16 protein-coding genes and 1 pseudogene are annotated in these 20,137 nt (G+C 56.1%); 6 read left to right on the top strand and 11 right to left on the bottom strand.

What is annotated here, in order from left to right:
* Positions 1-118 precede the first annotated feature (118 nt).
* The 3 genes and pseudogenes from gltB to OGX80_RS12995 all read left to right on the top strand — a co-directional run bounded on the left by gltB (position 119) and on the right by OGX80_RS12995 (position 7,304).
* A complete protein-coding gene (gene gltB / locus OGX80_RS13005; RefSeq protein WP_049012046.1) occupies positions 119-4,579 on the top strand; it encodes a glutamate synthase large subunit in 4,461 nt (1,486 codons plus the stop codon).
* An 11-nt stretch (positions 4,580-4,590) separates the two neighbouring features.
* Entirely contained in the window at positions 4,591-6,009 is a 1,419-nt protein-coding gene (gene gltD, locus OGX80_RS13000; protein ID WP_012135351.1) for a glutamate synthase subunit GltD, read from the top strand.
* Between the two features lie 209 nt (positions 6,010-6,218).
* Positions 6,219-7,304 (top strand): annotated as a pseudogene (locus OGX80_RS12995) (PDDEXK nuclease domain-containing protein).
* Between the two features lie 130 nt (positions 7,305-7,434).
* Here the strand turns inward: OGX80_RS12995 and nanQ are convergent.
* From nanQ to zapE, 11 genes are all read right to left on the bottom strand, one after another.
* A complete protein-coding gene (gene nanQ / locus OGX80_RS12990) occupies positions 7,435-7,902 on the bottom strand; it encodes an N-acetylneuraminate anomerase (RefSeq protein WP_115182302.1) in 468 nt (155 codons plus the stop codon).
* Positions 7,902-8,774 (bottom strand): N-acetylmannosamine kinase, encoded by an 873-nt coding sequence (gene nanK, locus OGX80_RS12985; RefSeq protein ID WP_115181066.1) that lies wholly within the window; start codon positions 8,772-8,774, stop codon positions 7,902-7,904. Before nanK ends, nanQ begins: the two co-directional genes overlap by 1 nt.
* Positions 8,771-9,460 carry an N-acetylmannosamine-6-phosphate 2-epimerase gene (locus OGX80_RS12980; RefSeq protein WP_115181065.1) on the bottom strand — a complete coding sequence of 230 codons (690 nt, stop codon included), beginning with the start codon at positions 9,458-9,460 and terminating at the stop codon, positions 8,771-8,773. Before OGX80_RS12980 ends, nanK begins: the two co-directional genes overlap by 4 nt.
* A gap of 49 nt (positions 9,461-9,509) precedes the next feature.
* Positions 9,510-11,000: a sialic acid transporter NanT gene (gene nanT / locus OGX80_RS12975; protein WP_012135356.1), complete on the bottom strand. Its 1,491-nt coding sequence runs from the start codon at positions 10,998-11,000 to the stop codon at positions 9,510-9,512.
* 120 nt (positions 11,001-11,120) lie between these two features.
* On the bottom strand, positions 11,121-12,014 hold the full coding sequence (nanA, locus tag OGX80_RS12970) for an N-acetylneuraminate lyase (RefSeq protein WP_049010588.1): 894 nt from the start codon (positions 12,012-12,014) through the stop codon (positions 11,121-11,123).
* Positions 12,015-12,151: 137 nt separating this feature from the next.
* A complete protein-coding gene (nanR, locus tag OGX80_RS12965) occupies positions 12,152-12,940 on the bottom strand; it encodes a transcriptional regulator NanR (RefSeq protein ID WP_012135359.1) in 789 nt (262 codons plus the stop codon).
* 115 nt (positions 12,941-13,055) lie between these two features.
* A complete protein-coding gene (gene sspB / locus OGX80_RS12960) occupies positions 13,056-13,556 on the bottom strand; it encodes a ClpXP protease specificity-enhancing factor (RefSeq protein ID WP_012135360.1) in 501 nt (166 codons plus the stop codon).
* A 5-nt stretch (positions 13,557-13,561) separates the two neighbouring features.
* Complete coding sequence (gene sspA, locus OGX80_RS12955) at positions 13,562-14,200, bottom strand: stringent starvation protein SspA (protein WP_012135361.1); 639 nt, start codon at positions 14,198-14,200, stop codon at positions 13,562-13,564.
* Positions 14,201-14,516: 316 nt separating this feature from the next.
* Complete coding sequence (gene rpsI, locus OGX80_RS12950) at positions 14,517-14,909, bottom strand: 30S ribosomal protein S9 (RefSeq protein ID WP_000829818.1); 393 nt, start codon at positions 14,907-14,909, stop codon at positions 14,517-14,519.
* A 15-nt stretch (positions 14,910-14,924) separates the two neighbouring features.
* Positions 14,925-15,353 carry a 50S ribosomal protein L13 gene (gene rplM / locus OGX80_RS12945; protein WP_000847556.1) on the bottom strand — a complete coding sequence of 143 codons (429 nt, stop codon included), beginning with the start codon at positions 15,351-15,353 and terminating at the stop codon, positions 14,925-14,927.
* Positions 15,354-15,655: 302 nt separating this feature from the next.
* Positions 15,656-16,780, bottom strand: coding sequence for a cell division protein ZapE (gene zapE, locus OGX80_RS12940; protein WP_049010584.1), 1,125 nt, complete (start codon positions 16,778-16,780; stop codon positions 15,656-15,658).
* 192 nt (positions 16,781-16,972) lie between these two features.
* Between zapE and zapG the strand changes: the two genes are divergently transcribed.
* The 3 genes from zapG to degS all read left to right on the top strand — a co-directional run bounded on the left by zapG (position 16,973) and on the right by degS (position 20,066).
* On the top strand, positions 16,973-17,371 hold the full coding sequence (zapG, locus tag OGX80_RS12935; protein WP_042292056.1) for a Z-ring associated protein ZapG: 399 nt from the start codon (positions 16,973-16,975) through the stop codon (positions 17,369-17,371).
* Between the two features lie 168 nt (positions 17,372-17,539).
* Entirely contained in the window at positions 17,540-18,907 is a 1,368-nt protein-coding gene (gene degQ / locus OGX80_RS12930; RefSeq protein ID WP_058668160.1) for a serine endoprotease DegQ, read from the top strand.
* Between the two features lie 91 nt (positions 18,908-18,998).
* Positions 18,999-20,066 carry an outer membrane-stress sensor serine endopeptidase DegS gene (degS, locus tag OGX80_RS12925; protein ID WP_012135367.1) on the top strand — a complete coding sequence of 356 codons (1,068 nt, stop codon included), beginning with the start codon at positions 18,999-19,001 and terminating at the stop codon, positions 20,064-20,066.
* The last annotated feature ends 71 nt before the right edge of the window (positions 20,067-20,137 follow it).

Genomic DNA, 20,137 nt, shown 5'->3' with positions numbered 1-20,137 from the left:
AAGAGGGCGAATGCGAGGTAAGCGTATGATACGCAACCCCCGTCGCCACGCTCTTTCTGTGCCCGTGCGCAATCGGTATCGGATGGGAGTCCCGCAGAGCCTGGGGAGGTTCACTGATATGTTGTACGATAAATCCCTTGAGAGGGATAACTGTGGTTTCGGCCTGATCGCCCACATAGAAGGCGAACCTAGCCACAAGGTAGTGCGTACCGCCATACACGCACTGGCCCGTATGCAGCACCGTGGCGCGATCCTCGCTGACGGTAAAACCGGCGACGGTTGCGGTTTGCTGCTGCAAAAACCCGATCGCTTTTTTCGCATCGTTGCAGAAGAGCGCGGCTGGCGTTTAGCCAAAAACTACGCTGTCGGTATGCTCTTCCTGAATAAGGACCCTGAGCTGGCGGCGGCATCACGTCGTATCGTCGAAGAAGAATTACAGCGGGAAACCCTGTCGATTGTGGGCTGGCGCGATGTGCCGACCAACGAAGGTGTCCTCGGTGAAATCGCCCTCTCCTCCCTGCCACGTATTGAGCAAATTTTTGTTAACGCCCCTGCGGGCTGGCGTCCCCGGGATATGGAACGCCGCCTGTTTATCGCCCGCCGCCGCATTGAGAAACGCCTTCAGGACGATAAAGACTTCTACGTTTGTAGCCTGTCGAACCTGGTGAACATCTATAAAGGTCTGTGTATGCCGGCGGATCTGCCGCGCTTCTACCTGGACCTGGCGGATTTGCGTCTGGAATCGGCCATTTGCCTGTTCCACCAGCGCTTCTCCACCAATACCGTGCCGCGCTGGCCGCTGGCGCAGCCGTTCCGCTACCTGGCGCACAACGGCGAAATCAACACCATTACCGGCAACCGTCAGTGGGCGCGCGCCCGTACTTATAAATTCCAGACGCCGCTGATCCCGGATTTACAATCTGCCGCGCCGTTCGTCAACGAGACCGGTTCCGACTCCAGCTCGCTGGATAACATGCTGGAACTGCTGCTGGCAGGCGGGATGGACATCGTGCGCGCCATGCGCCTGCTGGTGCCGCCCGCATGGCAGAACAACCCGGATATGGACCCGGACCTGCGCGCCTTCTTTGACTTTAACTCCATGCACATGGAGCCGTGGGATGGCCCGGCGGGCATCGTGATGTCCGACGGTCGCTTCGCTGCCTGTAACCTCGACCGTAACGGTCTGCGTCCGGCGCGCTACGTCATCACCAAAGATAAACTGATCACCTGCGCCTCTGAGGTGGGGATCTGGGACTACCAGCCTGACGAAGTCGTGGAAAAGGGCCGCGTCGGCCCCGGTGAACTGATGGTGATCGACACCCGTGGCGGGCGCATCCTGCACTCTGCGGAAACCGATGACGATCTGAAAAGCCGCCATCCGTATAAAGAGTGGATGGAGAAGAACGTCCGCCGCCTGGTGCCATTTGAAGATCTGGCCGACGATCAGGTCGGAAACCGCGAGCTGGACGACGACATGCTCGCCAGCTATCAGAAACAGTTTAACTACAGCGCCGAAGAGCTGGATTCCGTCATCCGCGTACTGGGCGAAAACGGCCAGGAAGCGGTCGGTTCAATGGGTGATGACACCCCCTTCGCCGTGCTTTCCAGCCAGCCGCGCATTATTTACGACTACTTCCGCCAGCAGTTTGCGCAGGTGACCAACCCGCCAATCGACCCGCTGCGTGAAGCGCACGTCATGTCGCTGGCCACCAGCATTGGCCGCGAGATGAACGTCTTTTGCGAAGCGGAAGGACAGGCGCACCGTCTGAGCTTTAAATCGCCAATTCTGCTGTACTCCGATTTCAAACAGCTCACCACCATGAAAGAGGAGCACTATCGCGCCGATACGCTGGATATCACCTTCGATGTGACGGAAACCTCGCTCGAAGAAACGGTGAAAGCGCTGTGCGATAAGGCTGAACAGATGGTGCGTAACGGCACCGTCTTGCTGGTGCTCTCTGACCGTAACATCGCCAAAAACCGTTTACCGGTTCCGGCGCCGATGGCTGTCGGGGCGGTACAGACTCGTCTGGTGGATAAGAGCCTGCGCTGCGATGCCAACATCATCGTAGAAACCGCAAGCGCGCGTGACCCGCACCACTTTGCCGTGCTGCTGGGCTTTGGCGCCACGGCGATCTATCCGTATCTCGCCTATGAGACGCTGGGCCGTCTGATCGACACCCAGGCCATCGCCAAAGACTACCGTACCGTGATGCTGAACTACCGTAACGGCATCAATAAAGGTCTGTATAAGATCATGTCCAAAATGGGCATTTCGACCATCGCCTCATACCGCTGCTCCAAACTGTTTGAAGCGGTCGGTCTGCATGACGACGTGGTGAGCCACTGCTTCCAGGGCGTGGTCAGCCGCATTGGCGGCGCCGGTTTTGCCGACTTCCAGCAGGATCTGCTGAACCTCTCGAAACGTGCCTGGCTGGCGCGTAAACCACTGGATCAGGGCGGTCTGCTGAAATACGTGCACGGCGGCGAATACCACGCCTATAACCCGGATGTGGTGCGCACCCTGCAACAGGCGGTGCAGAGCGGCGAGTACCGCGATTACCAGGCATATGCCGCGCTTGTTAACGAACGTCCAGCGGCAACGCTGCGCGATCTGCTGGCGCTCAATCCTGGCGATAACGCCATCAGCATCAACGATGTTGAACCAGCAAACGAGCTGTTTAAACGCTTCGATACCGCCGCGATGTCCATCGGCGCGCTGAGCCCGGAAGCGCACGAAGCGCTGGCGGAAGCGATGAACAGCATCGGCGGTAACTCCAACTCCGGCGAAGGCGGCGAAGACCCGGCGCGCTACGGCACCAACAAAGTGTCGCGCATCAAACAGGTCGCTTCCGGCCGCTTCGGCGTAACGCCAGCGTATCTGGTCAATGCTGACGTCATTCAGATTAAAGTCGCTCAGGGCGCGAAGCCGGGCGAAGGCGGCCAGTTGCCGGGCGATAAAGTGACCCCGTACATCGCCAAACTGCGCTATTCCGTACCGGGCGTGACGCTGATTTCTCCGCCGCCGCACCACGATATCTACTCTATCGAGGATCTGGCGCAGCTGATTTTCGACCTGAAACAGGTCAACCCGAAAGCGATGATCTCCGTGAAGCTGGTTTCTGAACCGGGCGTCGGCACCATCGCTACCGGCGTGGCGAAAGCCTATGCGGATCTGATCACTATCGCCGGATATGACGGCGGCACCGGCGCCAGCCCGCTCTCCTCCGTGAAATATGCGGGCTGTCCGTGGGAGCTGGGCCTGGTGGAAACCCAGCAGGCGCTGGTGGCTAACGGTCTGCGTCACAAGATCCGTTTGCAGGTGGACGGCGGCCTGAAAACCGGCCTCGACATCATCAAAGCGGCGATTCTCGGCGCGGAAAGCTTTGGCTTCGGCACCGGCCCGATGGTGGCGCTGGGCTGTAAATACCTGCGTATTTGCCACCTGAACAACTGCGCGACGGGCGTGGCGACTCAGGATGACAAACTGCGTAAGAACCACTACCACGGCCTGCCGTTCAAAGTGACCAACTACTTTGAGTTTATCGCCCGCGAAACCCGCGAGCTGATGGCGCAGCTTGGCGTGAAGCGTCTGGTGGATCTGATTGGCCGTACCGACCTGCTGAAAGAGCTGGAAGGGTTTACCGCTAAGCAGCAGAAGCTGGAACTGTCCCGACTGCTGGAAACCGCTGAGCCTCATCCGGGTAAAGCGCTGTACTGTACCGAGCATAACCCGCCGTTTGATAACGGCGTGCTGAACGCGCAACTGCTGCAACAGGCGAAGCCGTTCGTCGATGAGCGCCAGAGCAAAACCTTCTGGTTCGACATTCGCAACACCGACCGCTCCGTGGGCGCGTCGCTCTCTGGCTATATCGCTCAGACGCATGGCGATCAGGGACTGGCCTCTGACCCGATCAAGGCGCACTTCAGCGGCACCGCAGGTCAGAGCTTCGGCGTCTGGAACGCGGGCGGCGTGGAGCTGTATCTGACGGGCGATGCCAACGACTACGTCGGTAAAGGCATGGCGGGCGGTCTGCTGGCGGTACGTCCTCCGGTGGGTTCAGCGTTTCGCAGTCATGAGGCCAGCATCATCGGCAATACCTGTCTGTACGGCGCGACCGGCGGTCGTCTGTATGCGGCGGGCCGCGCGGGCGAACGTTTCGCAGTACGTAACTCCGGGGCCATCACCGTGGTAGAAGGCATTGGCGACAACGGCTGTGAATACATGACGGGCGGTATTGTCTGTGTACTGGGCAAAACGGGCGTTAACTTCGGTGCTGGCATGACGGGCGGCTTCGCCTACGTGCTGGATGAAGACGGCGAGTTCCGCAAACGCGTGAACCCGGAGCTGGTGGAAGTGCTGAACGTCGATGACCTGGCCATCCACGAAGAACATCTGCGCGGTCTGATTACCGAGCATGTGCAGCATACCGGTTCCCAGCGCGGTGAAGAGATCCTGGCTAACTGGTCAGTATTCTCAACCAAATTCGCGCTGGTTAAGCCGAAGTCCAGTGATGTGAAAGCACTGTTGGGTCACCGTAGTCGTAGCGCAGCTGAGCTGCGTGTGCAGGCGCAGTAAGGGGTAGAGCAATGAGTCAGAACGTATACCAATTTATCGACCTGCAACGTGTTGATCCACCGAAGAAGGCGCTGAAGATCCGCAAAATCGAGTTTGTTGAAATTTACGAACCGTTTTCCGAAGGCCAGGCCAAAGCGCAGGCGGATCGCTGCCTCTCCTGCGGCAACCCGTACTGCGAGTGGAAGTGTCCGGTACATAACTACATCCCGAACTGGCTGAAGCTGGCGAACGAAGGACGTATTTTCGAAGCGGCGGAGTTGTCTCACCAGACCAACACGCTGCCGGAAGTGTGCGGCCGCGTCTGCCCGCAGGATCGTTTGTGCGAGGGCTCCTGTACGCTCAACGACGAGTTCGGCGCAGTGACTATCGGCAACATCGAGCGTTACATCAACGATAAAGCGTTCGAAATGGGCTGGCGCCCGGACATGACTGGCGTGCGTCAGACCGACAAACGCGTGGCAATTATCGGCGCGGGCCCGGCAGGGCTGGCCTGTGCCGACGTACTCACCCGTAACGGCGTGAAGGCGGTGGTCTTTGACCGTCACCCGGAAATCGGCGGTCTGCTGACGTTCGGCATCCCGGCTTTCAAGCTGGAAAAAGAGGTGATGACCCGCCGTCGTGAGATCTTCACCGGCATGGGCATTGAGTTCAAACTGAATACCGAAGTGGGTCGCGACGTGCAGCTGGACGACTTGCTGGCAGAGTACGATGCGGTGTTCCTCGGCGTTGGCACCTATCAATCAATGCGCGGCGGGCTGGAAAACGAAGATGCCGACGGCGTGTTCGATGCCCTGCCATTCCTGATTGCCAACACCAAACAGATCATGGGCTTTGGCGAAACCACTGATGAACCGTTCGTCAGTATGGAAGGCAAACGCGTCGTGGTACTGGGCGGCGGCGACACCGCGATGGACTGCGTGCGTACCTCGGTTCGCCAGGGCGCGACGCACGTCACCTGCGCCTATCGTCGTGACGAAGAGAACATGCCTGGCTCCAGACGCGAAGTGAAAAACGCGCGCGAAGAAGGGGTCGAATTCCAGTTCAACGTGCAGCCGCTGGGCGTAGAAGTGAATGCCAACGGTAAAGTAAGCGGCGTGAAGATGGTGCGTACCGAAATGGGCGCGCCGGACGCGAAAGGTCGTCGTCGTGCGGAAATCGTCGCCGGTTCCGAGCATGTGATCCCGGCAGATGCGGTGGTAATGGCGTTTGGTTTCCGCCCGCACAGCATGGCGTGGCTGGCGAAACACAGCGTGGAGCTGGACTCCCAGGGGCGGATTATCGCGCCGGAAGGCAATGAAAACGCCTTCCAGACCAGCAACCCGAAAATCTTCGCTGGTGGCGACATCGTGCGCGGCTCGGATCTGGTGGTCACGGCAATTGCCGAAGGTCGTAAAGCGGCAGACGGTATCCTGAACTACCTGGAAGTGTAATACTTCTGGCTCCCCTGCCACAGCCTGACGCTGATGGATGGGGAGCCAATATTTCTCTGCTAAATATATGCGAATTCGTTCTTCGAAAGCCGCTCGCAAATACGGCTGTAACTCAATGTAATACACCTCTCCTGGATTGACCGGGATATGCCTGAAGCGTATTGGTAGCGATATATTTTTCATTTCGCAACTATCGCGCCAGGGATGACATGACTGTACCAACACCACTTCAACACGCTGACGATTATCAGCAAATCCATGACGGTATTATTCGATTAGTGGACAATGCCCATACCGAGGCCGTCCGCAGTATTAATGCTTTGATGACGGCAACCTACTGGGAAATCGGCAGGAGAATTGTCGAGTTTGAACAAGGCGGCGAAGCACGAGCGGCTTATGGTATTCAACTCATTGAGCGGTTATCCGCAGATTTAAGCCAGCGCTATAAGCGTGGATTTTCCACCAGGAATCTGTGGCAAATGAGAACATTTTATCTATGTTTTCAGTATATTGAAATTCCGCAGACAGTGTCTGCGGAATCTTCACATTTGATACAACTCGCTAAAGTTTTTCCGCTTCCCTAGTCAGCTTACGTGCGTTTACTATCGGTAAAAAATCCCGATGCCCGCACTTTTTACGAGAAAGAGACGCTACGTAACGGCTGGTCTGTGCGGCAACTCGATCGGCAAATCTCCACCCAGTTCTACGAACGGACGCTACTGTCCCATGACAAATCCGCCATTCTGCAGCAACCTGCGCCCGCCGAGCCAACAGTCTTGCCGGAGCGAGCCATACGCGACCCGTTCATTCTGGAATTTCTTAACCTGAAGGACGAGTATTCCGAGTCGGATCTCGAAGAAGCGCTGCTCAGTCACCTGATGGACTTTATGCTGGAGCTTGGTGACGATTTTGCTTTTGTCGGCCGCCAGCGCCGATTACGCATAGACGATAGCTGGTTCCGCGTCGATCTGTTGTTCTTCCATCGCCGCTTGCGTTGCCTGTTGCTCGTTGACCTGAAGGTCGGCAAATTCAGTTATGCGGATGCCGGGCAGATGAATATGTACCTGAACTATGCCAAAGAGCACTGGACAATGCCGGGAGAAAACCCGCCCGTCGGGTTGGTTTTGTGCGCAGGAAAAGGCGCGGGGGAAGCGCATTACGCGCTAAACGGCCTGCCGAATACCATCATGGCGAGCGAGTACAAAGTGCAGTTGCCTGACGAAAAACTACTGGCAGATGAGCTCATTCGTTCACAAATAGCACTGACTGCACAGCAAGTTGAATCAACTGAATAACCAATTTACTTTGCACATCAGGAAAAGCACTGCGTCACGAGCTGAATTTTCAACAACTCGACTGACGGGATTATGCACTATCGGGAGATATAAAACGTTACACCGGATGGCTATAAACCATCCGGTATTTTCATGCCTCTAATAAGCTGGCGCGCACCTTCACCACAGCTTTCTTAATCTCCCCTGGCTCGCCAGCCATACACCCGGGCTTATGGGGTTCCCCCGGCATAAACACGGAGAACATCCCCGGTGTCAGCGTAATGGATTGCTGTTCATGGATGTGGCGGCAAAGCTGGTAATCCTCTTCACCATGCAGCTCCTCGCATTCGCGCGCTGACCCGACTACGCCGAACAGAATGCGCTCCTCACCCGTCAATAACAGCTGAATGTCGATGTACTGCACATGCAGCTCCGCTTTTTTCTCCTGCGGCGACTGCGTGGCAAACTGCATCACATTCATAAACACATCGTCGCCCTGCAATTCGTAGCGCCCGGGCGTTTTCTCCTGCGGCCTTGCCGTCAGCGCCAGGGTTAACGCATCCAGCAATACCGGATGCAGCCCGGCAGACGGTAACGACTGAATTTCTCCCATCAACATCATTTATCTCCCTGAGCTAACAACGCGGCACCCAGTAGCCCCGCGTCATGTCGGTAATGCGCTGCGCTCAACGCCACCTGATAAACCGCCGGCTCCTGCGCCAGAAAGTGGCGTACCTGCGCCAGATATCCCTCAGCTAACCCTACGCTGCCGCCAATAACCACCTGCTGGCAATCCGTTGTCGCTTTAACATCGGCAATTAACCGCGCGACAACCTGCGCGGAGTGCTGAACCAGACGCACGGCCTGTTCGTTCCCGGCCGCCGCATGTGCAAAGACAGTTCTGGCGTCGCACCCGGCCAGGGAACCCTGCGCCGCTGCCGCGATGCCGCGTCCTGAGGCGATAGCCTCCACACAGCCGCGTCGTCCGCAACCGCAAACCGGCCCCTGCGGATCGGCCAGCGTATGCCCCAGATGCCCGGCCAGACCGCTCATCCCGGTGAGCAATCTGCCGTCGCTCACCACGCCGCCGCCAACGCCGGTCGACACGGTAATAAACACCATATCGCGGACATCAGACGTAAGGGCATGGTATTCCGCCCATGCCGCCGCCTGCGCATCATTCACCGCCAGCGTCGGCAGACTGGTAAGATCTTCTAACGTCTGCACCAACGGAAAATGCAGCAGACCACCCAGGTTATGCGGATTTATCGCCAGTAGCGCGCCTTCTCTGATAATGCCGGTAGAGGCTATCGCCACCCGCTGCGCGGTCGTTTGCAGCGGTTCAACCAGCACTTTTAGCGCCTCTCGCAGCGCATCCGGCGTTTTGCTGGCGGGGGTCGGCAATTCACGTCGTTCGCGGATATGTAAATCATCATCCACCCGCGCGGCAGCCAGCTTGGTGCCGCCAATATCGATCGCCAGCGTGCTCATGACGTCGCCTTTTTCAATGCCGCGTTGTACCACTGACAAATATATTCCAGCCGCGTAATGGCAGATCCCACTGTCACCGCCCACGCGCCGTGACGCATGGCTTCAGCGGCCTGTGCCGGCGTGTTGTAACGCCCCTCGGCAATCACCCGGCATCCAGCATCATGCAGGACTTTGACCAGCGCGAGGTCAGGTTCGTCCGGCGTGTCCGGCGTGGTGTATCCCGACAGCGTCGTGCCGATAATTTCCGCGCCACGCCGCTGACAGGCTAAGCCATCCTCCAGTGACGAGCAGTCGGTCATCGCCAGCAACTGGTGCTGATGAATACGCGCCAGCAGCGCATCGACGGTCGCCGGACGTACTCGGTCAGTACCGTCAACCGCAATAATATCCGCCCCGGCCTGTGCCAGCGCATCCACATCCTCAAGGAATGGCGTGATGCGAACCGGGGAGTCGTCAAGGTCACGCTTGAGAATACCGATAATCGGTACGGAGACCAGCGCACGGGCCGCCCGCAAATTGTCCACGCCTTCAATGCGTAGCGCGACGGCGCCAGCCTGCTCCGCCGCCAGCGCCATCGCAGCCACGATGTCCGGTTTATCGAGCGGGCTGCCTGGAACCGGCTGGCAGGAGACAATCAACCCGCCATTGGCGGCAATGTTTTTATCCAGTTGTTCAAGTAACGACATATCCACTTCCTTACGCAGGTCGCCCGGCAAACTGGCCGGGCAAGCCTCATCAGCTTTTGGTTTTTACAAAGGCGCTTTTGTCGCCGCCAAACGGCACGGCCCCGCTGAATGGTTTTCCGTCGATAGCATCATGCATACGCAATGCTTCAGGACGCAGCCAGCGCTGTACGCGAGACGGCATATCCAGCCCAATCAACAGGATCACCACAAAGGTCAGGCTGAAGGAGAGCGATCCCAGCGCGGTGCCCAGATCCAGACGCTGTGCGATCAGCGCCCCGAGGATAGGGGCCAGCGCGCCGCCCAGTGCGCCGACGTTATAGGTAAAGCCCAGACCTGCCGCTCGCTGGTCGGTATCAAAATAACCGCCAATGAGTTTCGGTAAGATCCCGGAGATCCCCTGCCCCAGCATCTGCTGGAAAAACAGTAGCAGACCCAGTACCCAGACGTTTGCGCCGCCAATCGCAAATACCGGAATGATCAGCACCTGGGAAGCCAGTAAACTGCAAACGTAGGCTTTGCGCGTACCCAGCCAGTCGCCGAGGAAACCGCCCACGCAGCAGCCGACTGCCGCCCCAAAGCCGCTAAAGAAAAGCACCTGCGCAACGGTGTGCGGATCGTAAGCCAGTTCAGTTTTCAGATACGTTGGCAGCAGCGCCTGAATCGGCCATGAATAGAGGAAAGCAAAGAGCACCACGATCATCAGCATCACGCCCGTTGGCCAGCGTTTGCCGCTGCTTTGCACCATAAAACTGATGAAGATAACGGCGCACAGTAACCCTAACACCGCCACGATCGCCGCGTTTTGCAGGTCGCCCGCAAAGCAGAACCACAGCGCGGTTGCGGCGGCGATCGTCATCAGCACATTGACGACGCGATGTTCGCCCCGGTAGAGAATATCCACCATCGTGCGCACCGGCGCTTTGCCTTCGTGTTTCTCTTTCCAGTCTTCCGCTTCAGGGATGTTTTTACGCAGCCAGAGCGCGAAAATGATCGGCAGAATGCCAATGAAGAACAGCGCGCGCCAGCCCCAGACCGGAACCACCAGGCTGTAAACCTGCGCCGCCACGACCGCCCCGACGGAGAAACCGGAAATCAGGAATCCACTGGCTTTATTACGTAAGTGCTTCGGCCAGCTTTCAATGACATAGGTGGCGCTGGAGCCATATTCGCCCGCCATTCCCATACCGATCACCAGACGGGCGATAAACATGGTGGTATAGCCGGGCGCAAAACCGCAGGCCAGCGTCCCCATAGAGAAAAGAATGATACTGGTGACCATCGCCAGACGTCGGCCATAGCGGTCACCCATTGCGCCCAACATCAGCCCGCCAAACCAGCGGGAAATAAACGCCGCCGAGATCAGACTGGCCGCCTGAACCGTCGTTAACCCAAACTCGCCCTGCACTTCCGTCAGAACAAGAGCAATCAACACAAAATCAAAACCATCAAGCAAATATCCCAGCCAGGCGGCGGAAAATGCCCGCCACTGCGCCCGGTTGAGATGGCGATACCACGGGATATTCTGGGTAGAAGTACTCATTTTTCATTCTCCCGACGATTTTTATTGTCGCTTTGCCGGATGGCGGCTTCGCCTCGCCTTACCCGGCCTACGTTTCATATTTTGTAGGCCGGATAAGCGTTAGCGCTATCCGGCAACCGGTCAACCGCGTTCCTGCATTAACTGCTGCGCCAGCGCTTTCAGTTCAGGCAGATACTTCTCATCAACCGGCGCAAACGGCTTACGGCACAGCGGTACGGAGACCACGTCCATGTAGTGCAGCACCGTTTTCAACCCACGGAATACGCCGGTTTTAATGAGCAGATCGATGACCTTATTGCACTCGGTTTGCAGATGCTGCGCTTTCGCTACATCGCCTTCCTGCAAGGCCTTAACAATCCCCTGATAACGCCAGCCCATAATGTTGTAAGTGCTGCCGATTCCCCCATCTGCGCCTGCCAGCAGACCGGAAGCGAAGATTTCGTCATAACCGTTGTAGAGCACCAGATCAGGATGCGCACGGCGGATCTGCTCCATCTGATAGAGATCGCCGGAGGTTTGTTTCAGCGCGCCAACGCCGGGCAGCGTGACCAGCGTGTTGATTTGATCCAGCGTCAGCTTCACGCCGCTCAGCGCAGGAATGTTGTACACCACCATCGGTAATCCTTCAGCGGAATCGATAATGGCGCGGTAGTGATCGCAATGCTCTTCAAAGCTAAACGGATAATAAAACGGCGTCACGGCGGAAACGGCATCAAAACCGTAACGATGCGCCGCGCTGGCCAGCTGCTGGCTCTCTTCGGTACTGACCGTACCGACATGGGCAATCAGCGTCACCTTGCCCTTCGCCTCTTCCGCCACAATTTCCAGGACCTGCTCTCTTTCTGCGCGGCTCTGAACGAACGCTTCCCCGGTCGAGCCGCCGACGTACAGCCCATCAATGCCCTGTGCAATGTTGAAACGCACCAGACGGCGCAGGCTCTCAATATCCAGTTTCTGCTGGTTATCAAAAGGAGTTAACAACGCTGGCATTACGCCTCGTAAATCTTTTGCCATAACGACCTCTGTCGATGATTAGTGTTATCTAACTACATACCTTTATACCTGTTATACCAGATCAAATAAGCAGCACCCCAGTACAGAACGCACAGAGTGCGATCTACTTCACTAAACGATCGTCAGGATCGCGATCGCTAACGCAATTTTTTCTTTTGATCGAAGGCGTGCCAGGTGGCGGATACGCTATTGAGGTGGGTTTGCAGCGCGCGGTCAGCTTCATCTGGATCGCGCCGACGAATAGCATCGACAATAGCGATATGCTCTTGATAGCTCACGCTATTATGCTCATGTAACTCCTGCCCGGAGACCGCAGGACGCGCAGCGATCAGCCAGTCCAGCAGCGCGACATGAATCGCCATGAAGATCGGATTGCCGGGGATTTCCGCCAGCACGCGGTGAAACTCGACGTCGGAACGAATGAAGAGCGCGTTATCGTCCAGCGACTGGCTGTTGATCTCCAGGGCTTTCGCCAGCAGATCAATTTGCTCATCCGTCGCGTGTTCCGCCGCATAGCGCACAAGGCTTGATTCAAAGAACAGGCGCAGTTGCTCAAAGTGGGCGATACCGCCGGGGTGCGAGAGGAAATCTTTCGCCATGCCGGAAAGTTCGCTGATGATGGTATCAGCAGAAGGCCGCGACACGCGGGCGCGTTCGCCGTTATTGATTTGCACCAGACCTTTACGCTTGAGCGCGGCAAGCGCTTCACGCACCGACGGGCGGCCCACGTTGAAGAAGGTCATCAACTCCCGCTCAGACGGCAGCTGCTCCCCTTCGCCGAATTCACCGCGACGAATCATCTGCTCCAGTTCTTCTTCTACCATTTCCGACAGTTTTTTACGCGCCAGCGGACGGCTGCGCAAACTACGGCCGATGGTTGGCGGAGAATTTTCTGCTTGCGAATCAAATGCGTTCATAGCGTCCATTATGTAAATCGTCGAGGAAAACAGCAACTAAAGCCATCCTATCACAGGATCGAAAGTGGGGTGAAATCGTGGCAGGCGTGAAAAAAAACAGGCCCTCAGGGCCTGTCTGTCTTGGTTACTTCACTACGCGTAATGCGGGTCGACCACCACGCGGCGGCGGCGGATCGTCATCAGGATTGTTGTCATCATCATGATCGGGCTTATCACCATCAATCACGGACATGACCGTTTCGCTCTCCGCGCCCGGCGTTACATCGTCATCATTTAAGCTGGCGACGTCTTCATCGTAAGCGGCTTCAGGTTCAAACATTGTGCCTGCGCCGTTTTCACGCGCATAGATCGCCAGTACCGCAGCCAGCGGCACGGAGACCTGACGCGGGACGCCGCCAAAGCGCGCGTTGAAACGCACTTCGTCGTTGGCCAACTCCAGATTGCCAACCGCACGGGGAGCAATGTTCAGAACAATTTGCCCGTCGCGCGCATATTCCATAGGGACATGCACGCCAGGCAGCGTCACATCCACCACCAGGTGCGGCGTGAGCTGGTTATCCAGCAACCATTCATAGAATGCACGCAGCAAATATGGACGGCGTGGGGATAGCTGTGACAAATCCATACTGATTAACCCCGACCGAGGCGCATTTCACGTTCAGCTTCAGTTAAAGAAGCGAGGAACGAGTCACGTTCAAAGACGCGGGTCATATAGCCTTTCAGCTCTTTAGCGCCCGCACCGCTGAACTCAATACCCAGTTGCGGCAAACGCCACAGCAGCGGCGCCAGATAGCAATCAACCAGGCTGAACTCATCGCTCAGGAAATACGGTTTTTGACCAAACACAGGCGCGATCGCCTGCAACTCTTCACGCAGTTGTTTACGCGCAACGTCAGCTTCAGAAGCGGACCCGTTCACGATGACGTTCATCAGCGTGTACCAGTCTTTTTCGATACGGTGCATGTACAGGCGGCTTTCGCCACGCGCAACCGGGTAAACCGGCATCAGCGGCGGATGAGGGAAACGCTCATCCAGGTATTCCATAATGATGCGAGATTCCCACAGGGTCAGCTCACGATCCACCAGGGTCGGTACGCTCTGACTCGGGTTGAGGTCAATCAGATCCTGAGGTGGGTTATCCTTCTCCACATGCTCGATCTCGAAACTAACACCTTTCTCCGCCAGCACAATGCGGACCTGATGGCTATAGATGTCAGTAGGACCAGAAAACAGCGTCATTACCGAACGTTTGTTGGCAGCGACAGCCATGAAAACCTCCAGGTATATTCAGAATTTTTACTGCTACCAGCCACCGCGTGGCCAGCCAGAAGTTATGTCACCCGCCTGCGGAAAAGTCATTATTGTTCAAAAAGCAAACAAAAAATGAACAATACCCGTTATTTGGGCAGAAAATTGGATGATAGTTTACCAGATTTTGTGACCTTTGTGGTGAGTCGATTCTGGAAATGGGGAAAAAGAGGTGGCAATCAGAGGATTACTTTGGACACACGCGCATTTTTTCCATAAAAAAAACCCGCCGAAGCGGGTTTTTTCGCCAATGGTAATCTGCCGGAGCAGAAACCCATTAACGTTTGGAGAACTGCGGACGACGACGTGCTTTACGCAGACCGACTTTCTTACGTTCAACCTGACGAGCGTCACGAGTAACGAAGCCAGCTTTACGCAGTTCAGAACGCAGAGACTCGTCGTACTCCATCAGAGCGCGGGTGATACCGTGACGGATCGCACCAGCCTGACCAGAGATACCACCACCTTTAACAGTGATGTACAGATCCAGTTTCTCAACCATGTCGACCAGTTCCAGCGGCTGACGAACTACCATGCGGGCAGTTTCACGACCGAAGTACTGTTCCAGAGAACGTTGGTTGATAACGATTTTGCCGTTGCCCGGTTTGATGAACACGCGAGCTGCGGAACTTTTGCGGCGACCAGTGCCGTAGTATTGATTTTCAGCCATTGCCTATAATCCCGATTAGATGTCAAGAACTTGCGGTTGCTGTGCCGCGTGGTTGTGCTCGTTGCCAGCGTAAACTTTCAGTTTACGGAACATAGCACGACCCAGCGGGCCTTTTGGCAGCATGCCTTTAACCGCGATTTCAATCACACGCTCAGGACGGCGAGCAATCATCTCTTCAAAGGTCGCTTGTTTGATACCACCGATGTGACCGGTGTGGTGATAGTACACTTTGTCAGTACGCTTGTTGCCGGTTACAGCAACTTTGTCAGCGTTCAGAACGATGATGTAATCACCGGTATCGACGTGCGGAGTGTATTCCGCTTTGTGCTTACCGCGCAGGCGAAGAGCCAGTTCAGTAGCCAGACGGCCCAGAGTTTTACCGGTCGCGTCAACAACGTACCAGTCGCGTTTTACGGTTTCTGGTTTAGCTGTAAAAGTTTTCATTAAAAGCTTACCCAATAGATAGTTACACGTTGGTGAACACCCAAACGTTTTCAATTGTTGAGGTTCACACGACAAAGTCCGGCAAACCTACCCCTTCGAATAGCCAATGCCAGCACACAAAAAGTTTTGGGAAAAAAACTTTCTTGTAACGTGGGGTCGCAGGATTATAGAGAAGTCAGGGGCAAAGATCGACCCCTTTTTGTGATTTGCAATGGGTTTTGTGCGGGGCATTTCTGCCGGTCTGATAAGCGAAGCGCCACCAGGCAACCTGCGCCGGATGGCGGCGAAACGCCTTACCCGGCCTACGGCATATGCGAACGTTTCAGATACTCCTCGCTCTGCATCTCCTGCAAACGTGACAAACAGCGCTGGAACTCAAACTTCAGGCGTTCGCCCTGATAGATCTCATATAAAGGCGCGTCGGCGCTCACCACCAGCTTCACATGGCGCTCGTAGAATTCATCCACCAGCGCGATAAAACGGCGCGCTTCGCTTTCCATCAGCGGCGTCATGACCGGCACATCAAACAGCAGAACCGTGTGGAACAGGCGCGACAGCGCAATATAGTCATGCTGGCTGCGAGCGTCCACGCATAAGGTGATGAAGGAGACCGCCAGCGTCTGGTTTTCCACCCCCATCGTCGGTAACGGACGATGATTCACCTCCAGCGTTGGCGCATTCTCACGTTTCGCACCGGCCAGCGCCAGCCAGAGTTTATCCATCTGTTGCTGCGTTTCGTTATTACGCGGCGAAAGCCACAGATGCGCCTGCGTCAGCGTGCGCAGACGATAATCCACCCCGGCATCCACATTCATGATGTCGCAATGCGCTTTGATAGCGTCGATAGCCGGAAGGAAGCGGGTACGTTGCAGGCCATTGCGGTACAGCTCATCCGGCGGGATGTTCGAGGTCGCCACCAGGGTAATGCCGCGGGCAAACAGCGCTTTCATTAAGCCGCCAAGCAGCATCGCGTCGGTGATGTCGGAAACAAAAAACTCATCAAAGCAGAGCACATCCGTTTCGGCTTTGAAACGATCGGCAATAATCTCCAGCGGGTCGGTCTGCCCCTGTAGCGCCGTTAGCTCCTCATGCACACGCAGCATAAAGCGGTGGAAATGCAGACGCTGTTTCCGCTCGCCCGGCAGACTATGATAGAAGAGATCCATCAGCCAGGTTTTCCCTCGCCCGACCCCACCCCACATATACAGACCACGCACCGGCGCATTCGCTGACGGTTCACGTTTGCCAAGCAGTTTACCGAAACGGGCCATCAGTCCGCCGGTTTGCGGCGCCGGAGGCGTTTTGGCGATCAGCGCCTGGTAAATCGACTCCAGTCGGTTGACCGCATCTTTTTGCACGTCGTCGGGTTGATGGCTGCCATCGTTGAGGGCCTGAAGGTAACGCGATGTGGGGGAAATGCTTTGCATGATGTTATTGTTATTCCTTGAAAATCGATGTGCCGACGTTCACGGCTGACGAAAAAAAGGCCGTTCTACATTACGTGATATAAACACGGGATTCCACTTCTACGGGATTAGCGGTTATAGTGGCATAATCAGGCGCAGGCATGGAGCCTAAAGCCAACACCCTACGGAAACAAAAGACAACGGGAGATGTTCATGACCTGGGAATATGCGCTAATTGGGTTAGTCGTCGGTATCATCATTGGTGCCGTAGCCATGCGTTTTGGTAATCGTAAATTACGCCAACAGCAGGCATTGCAGTACGAACTGGAAAAGAATAAAGCTGAGCTGGAAGAGTATCGTGAAGAGCTGGTCAGCCACTTTGCCCGCAGCGCCGAGCTGCTGGATACCATGGCGCATGATTATCGTCAGCTGTATCAGCACATGGCGAAAAGCTCCAGTAGCCTGCTGCCGGAACTGTCTGCGGAATCGAACCCGTTCCGTAACCGTCTGGCGGAGTCTGAAGCCAGTAACGATCAGGCGCCGGTCCAGATGCCGCGTGACTATTCCGAAGGCGCTTCCGGCCTGCTGCGTAGTGGCGCAAAACGCGACTAATCGCACATCGTTAAGAAATTTTTCGGGCGCAGCGATTGCGCCCGTCTCTTCTCTCCTGTCCCAGCTATTATTTAGTCATTAACCTCATTGTTACCAGGCCGAAAATTCAATAACATCAAACTGTTTTGAATCGTCTTTCCGTTCACTCAAGGTACGAGAGCAGGCTCCATGAAAAAACAAACCCCGTTGTTAAGTGCATTAGCGTTAAGTGTCGGGTTAACGCTCTCGGCACCGTTTCAGGCCGTCGCATCGATACCCGCGCAGATTCCCGGTCAGGCGGCGCTCCCCAGTCTCGCGCCAATGCTGGAAAAAGTGCTGCCGGCCGTGATTAGCGTGAAGGTTGAGGGAACCGCGACCCAAAGCCAGAAGGTTCCAGAAGAGTTTAAAAAGTTTTTTGGCGACGAGTTGCCTGATCAACCCTCTCAGCCGTTCGAAGGGCTGGGGTCGGGCGTCATCATTGACGCCGCCAAAGGCTACGTTCTGACCAATAACCATGTCATTAATCAGGCACAGAAGATCAGCGTTCAGTTAAATGACGGACGCGAGTTTGACGCTAAACTGATCGGCAGCGACGACCAGAGCGACATCGCGCTGCTGCAAATCCAGAACGCCAGCAACCTGACGCAAATCGCCATCGCCGACTCCGACAAACTGCGCGTCGGCGACTTTGCCGTCGCGGTAGGCAACCCGTTTGGTCTGGGGCAAACCGCCACCTCCGGCATTGTCTCCGCGCTTGGCCGGAGCGGGCTGAATCTGGAAGGACTGGAAAACTTTATTCAAACCGACGCCTCGATTAACCGTGGCAACTCCGGCGGCGCGCTGCTGAATCTCAACGGCGAGCTGATCGGCATCAACACCGCTATTCTGGCACCTGGCGGCGGTAGCATCGGCATTGGGTTTGCGATTCCGAGTAATATGGCGCGCACGCTGGCGCAACAGCTGATTCAGTTTGGTGAAATTAAACGCGGCCTGCTGGGAATTAAAGGCATGGAATTGACCGCCGATATCGCCAAAGCCTTCAAGCTGGATGTACAGCGCGGGGCGTTCATCAGCGAAGTGCTCCCGGGTTCAGGTTCCGCGAAAGCGGGTGTGAAATCCGGCGACGTGATCACCAGTCTCAACGGCAAGCCGCTGAGCAGCTTTGCCGAACTGCGCTCACGCATCGCAACGACGGAACCCGGCACGAAAGTGAAGCTCGGTCTGTTACGCGACGGCAAACCGCTGGAAGTCGAAGTCACCCTCGACACCAGCACGTCATCCTCCGCCAGCGCGGAGATGATCGCCCCGGCATTGCAGGGCGCAACGCTGAGCGATGGTCAGTTAAAAGACGGCAATAAAGGCATCAAAATTGATAACGTTGAAAAAAGCAGTCCCGCCGCCCAGGCCGGTTTGCACAAAGATGACGTGATCATTAGCGTTAACCGCGATCGCGTGCACTCGATTGCGGAAATGCGCAAAGTGCTGGAAGCGAAACCGTCGATTATTGCGCTACAGGTCGTACGCGGTAACGAGAACATTTACCTGCTCCTGCGTTAAGTCATCGTTAACCGGACATCAGCCCCGCGTGCGATGTCCGGTTAACTCGTGGTATGCTGCTGCCGTTCCCTTTTTTAATGACGCCTCCATCATGTTTGTGAAGATCTTACGTTCGGTCGCAATTGGTCTTATTGTGGGTGCCATTCTGTTGGCGGCCATGCCCTCGCTGCGCAAAATAAATACCCTGACCACACCGCAATTCGACAGCGCGGATGAGACGCCAGCCAGCTATAATTCGGCGGTTCGCCGCGCCGCGCCTGCCGTCGTCAACGTTTATAACCGCAGTATGAACAGCACCACGCATAATCAGCTTGAGATCCGCACGCTGGGATCGGGCGTGATCATGGATCAGCGCGGTTACATCATCACCAATAAGCATGTGATCAACGATGCGGATCAGATCATCGTCGCCCTACAGGATGGACGCGTGTTTGAAGCGCTGCTGGTTGGTTCGGATACGCTGACGGATCTGGCGGTGTTAAAGATTAATGCCACAGGCGGTCTGCCGACGATCCCGATCAACACGAAACGCTCACCGCATATTGGTGATGTGGTTCTGGCCATCGGCAACCCGTATAACCTGGGGCAGACCATTACTCAGGGGATCATCAGCGCCACCGGGCGTATCGGTCTGAACCCGACCGGACGACAAAACTTCCTGCAAACGGACGCCTCCATCAACCACGGTAACTCCGGCGGAGCGCTGGTTAACTCGCTGGGCGAACTGATGGGTATTAACACCCTGTCATTTGATAAGAGTAACGACGGCGAGACGCCGGAAGGGATCGGTTTTGCAATCCCGTTCCAGTTAGCGACCAAGATAATGGATAAGCTGATCCGCGACGGTCGCGTGATTCGCGGTTATATCGGCATCGGTGGGCGAGAAATCGCGCCGCTGCATGCGCAAGGCGCCGGAATGGATCAAATCCAGGGGATTGTGGTCAATGAAGTGTCGCCGGATGGCCCGGCTGCGCAGGCGGGTATTCAGGTCAATGATGTGATCATTTCAGTCAACAACAAACCTGCCGTTTCCGCTCTGGAGACTATGGATCAGGTTGCTGAAATACGCCCAGGTTCGGTGATCCCGGTGATTGTGATGCGTGACGATAAAAAGCTGACGCTCCAGGTCACCATTCAGGAATACCCGGCGACAAATTAACGTAATAAAAAAACCGGAGTCATCTCCGGTTTTTTACTGTGTCTCGGTTAACTTGTAGGCCGGATAAGGTG

Source organism: Citrobacter sp. CK194 (assembly GCF_030333395.1).
Lineage (GTDB): Bacteria > Pseudomonadota > Gammaproteobacteria > Enterobacterales > Enterobacteriaceae > Citrobacter_B > Citrobacter_B koseri.
Note: the sequence above shows the minus strand (reverse complement) of the source record. Positions and strands in the feature narration are given on the sequence as shown.

Excerpts from the sequence above, each read along its gene's own strand:
- gltB (WP_049012046.1), top strand. The coding sequence starts at position 119 with ATGTTGTACGATAAATCCCTTGAGAGGGATAACTGTGGTTTCGGCCTG.
- gltD (WP_012135351.1), top strand. The coding sequence starts at position 4,591 with ATGAGTCAGAACGTATACCAATTTATCGACCTGCAACGTGTTGATCCA.
- nanQ (WP_115182302.1), bottom strand. The coding sequence starts at position 7,902 with ATGTTGATGGGAGAAATTCAGTCGTTACCGTCTGCCGGGCTGCATCCG.
- nanK (WP_115181066.1), bottom strand. The coding sequence starts at position 8,774 with ATGAGCACGCTGGCGATCGATATTGGCGGCACCAAGCTGGCTGCCGCG.
- OGX80_RS12980 (WP_115181065.1), bottom strand. The coding sequence starts at position 9,460 with ATGTCGTTACTTGAACAACTGGATAAAAACATTGCCGCCAATGGCGGG.
- nanT (WP_012135356.1), bottom strand. The coding sequence starts at position 11,000 with ATGAGTACTTCTACCCAGAATATCCCGTGGTATCGCCATCTCAACCGG.
- nanA (WP_049010588.1), bottom strand. The coding sequence starts at position 12,014 with ATGGCAAAAGATTTACGAGGCGTAATGCCAGCGTTGTTAACTCCTTTT.
- nanR (WP_012135359.1), bottom strand. The coding sequence starts at position 12,940 with ATGGACGCTATGAACGCATTTGATTCGCAAGCAGAAAATTCTCCGCCA.
- sspB (WP_012135360.1), bottom strand. The coding sequence starts at position 13,556 with ATGGATTTGTCACAGCTATCCCCACGCCGTCCATATTTGCTGCGTGCA.
- sspA (WP_012135361.1), bottom strand. The coding sequence starts at position 14,200 with ATGGCTGTCGCTGCCAACAAACGTTCGGTAATGACGCTGTTTTCTGGT.
- rpsI (WP_000829818.1), bottom strand. The coding sequence starts at position 14,909 with ATGGCTGAAAATCAATACTACGGCACTGGTCGCCGCAAAAGTTCCGCA.
- rplM (WP_000847556.1), bottom strand. The coding sequence starts at position 15,353 with ATGAAAACTTTTACAGCTAAACCAGAAACCGTAAAACGCGACTGGTAC.
- zapE (WP_049010584.1), bottom strand. The coding sequence starts at position 16,780 with ATGCAAAGCATTTCCCCCACATCGCGTTACCTTCAGGCCCTCAACGAT.
- zapG (WP_042292056.1), top strand. The coding sequence starts at position 16,973 with ATGACCTGGGAATATGCGCTAATTGGGTTAGTCGTCGGTATCATCATT.
- degQ (WP_058668160.1), top strand. The coding sequence starts at position 17,540 with ATGAAAAAACAAACCCCGTTGTTAAGTGCATTAGCGTTAAGTGTCGGG.
- degS (WP_012135367.1), top strand. The coding sequence starts at position 18,999 with ATGTTTGTGAAGATCTTACGTTCGGTCGCAATTGGTCTTATTGTGGGT.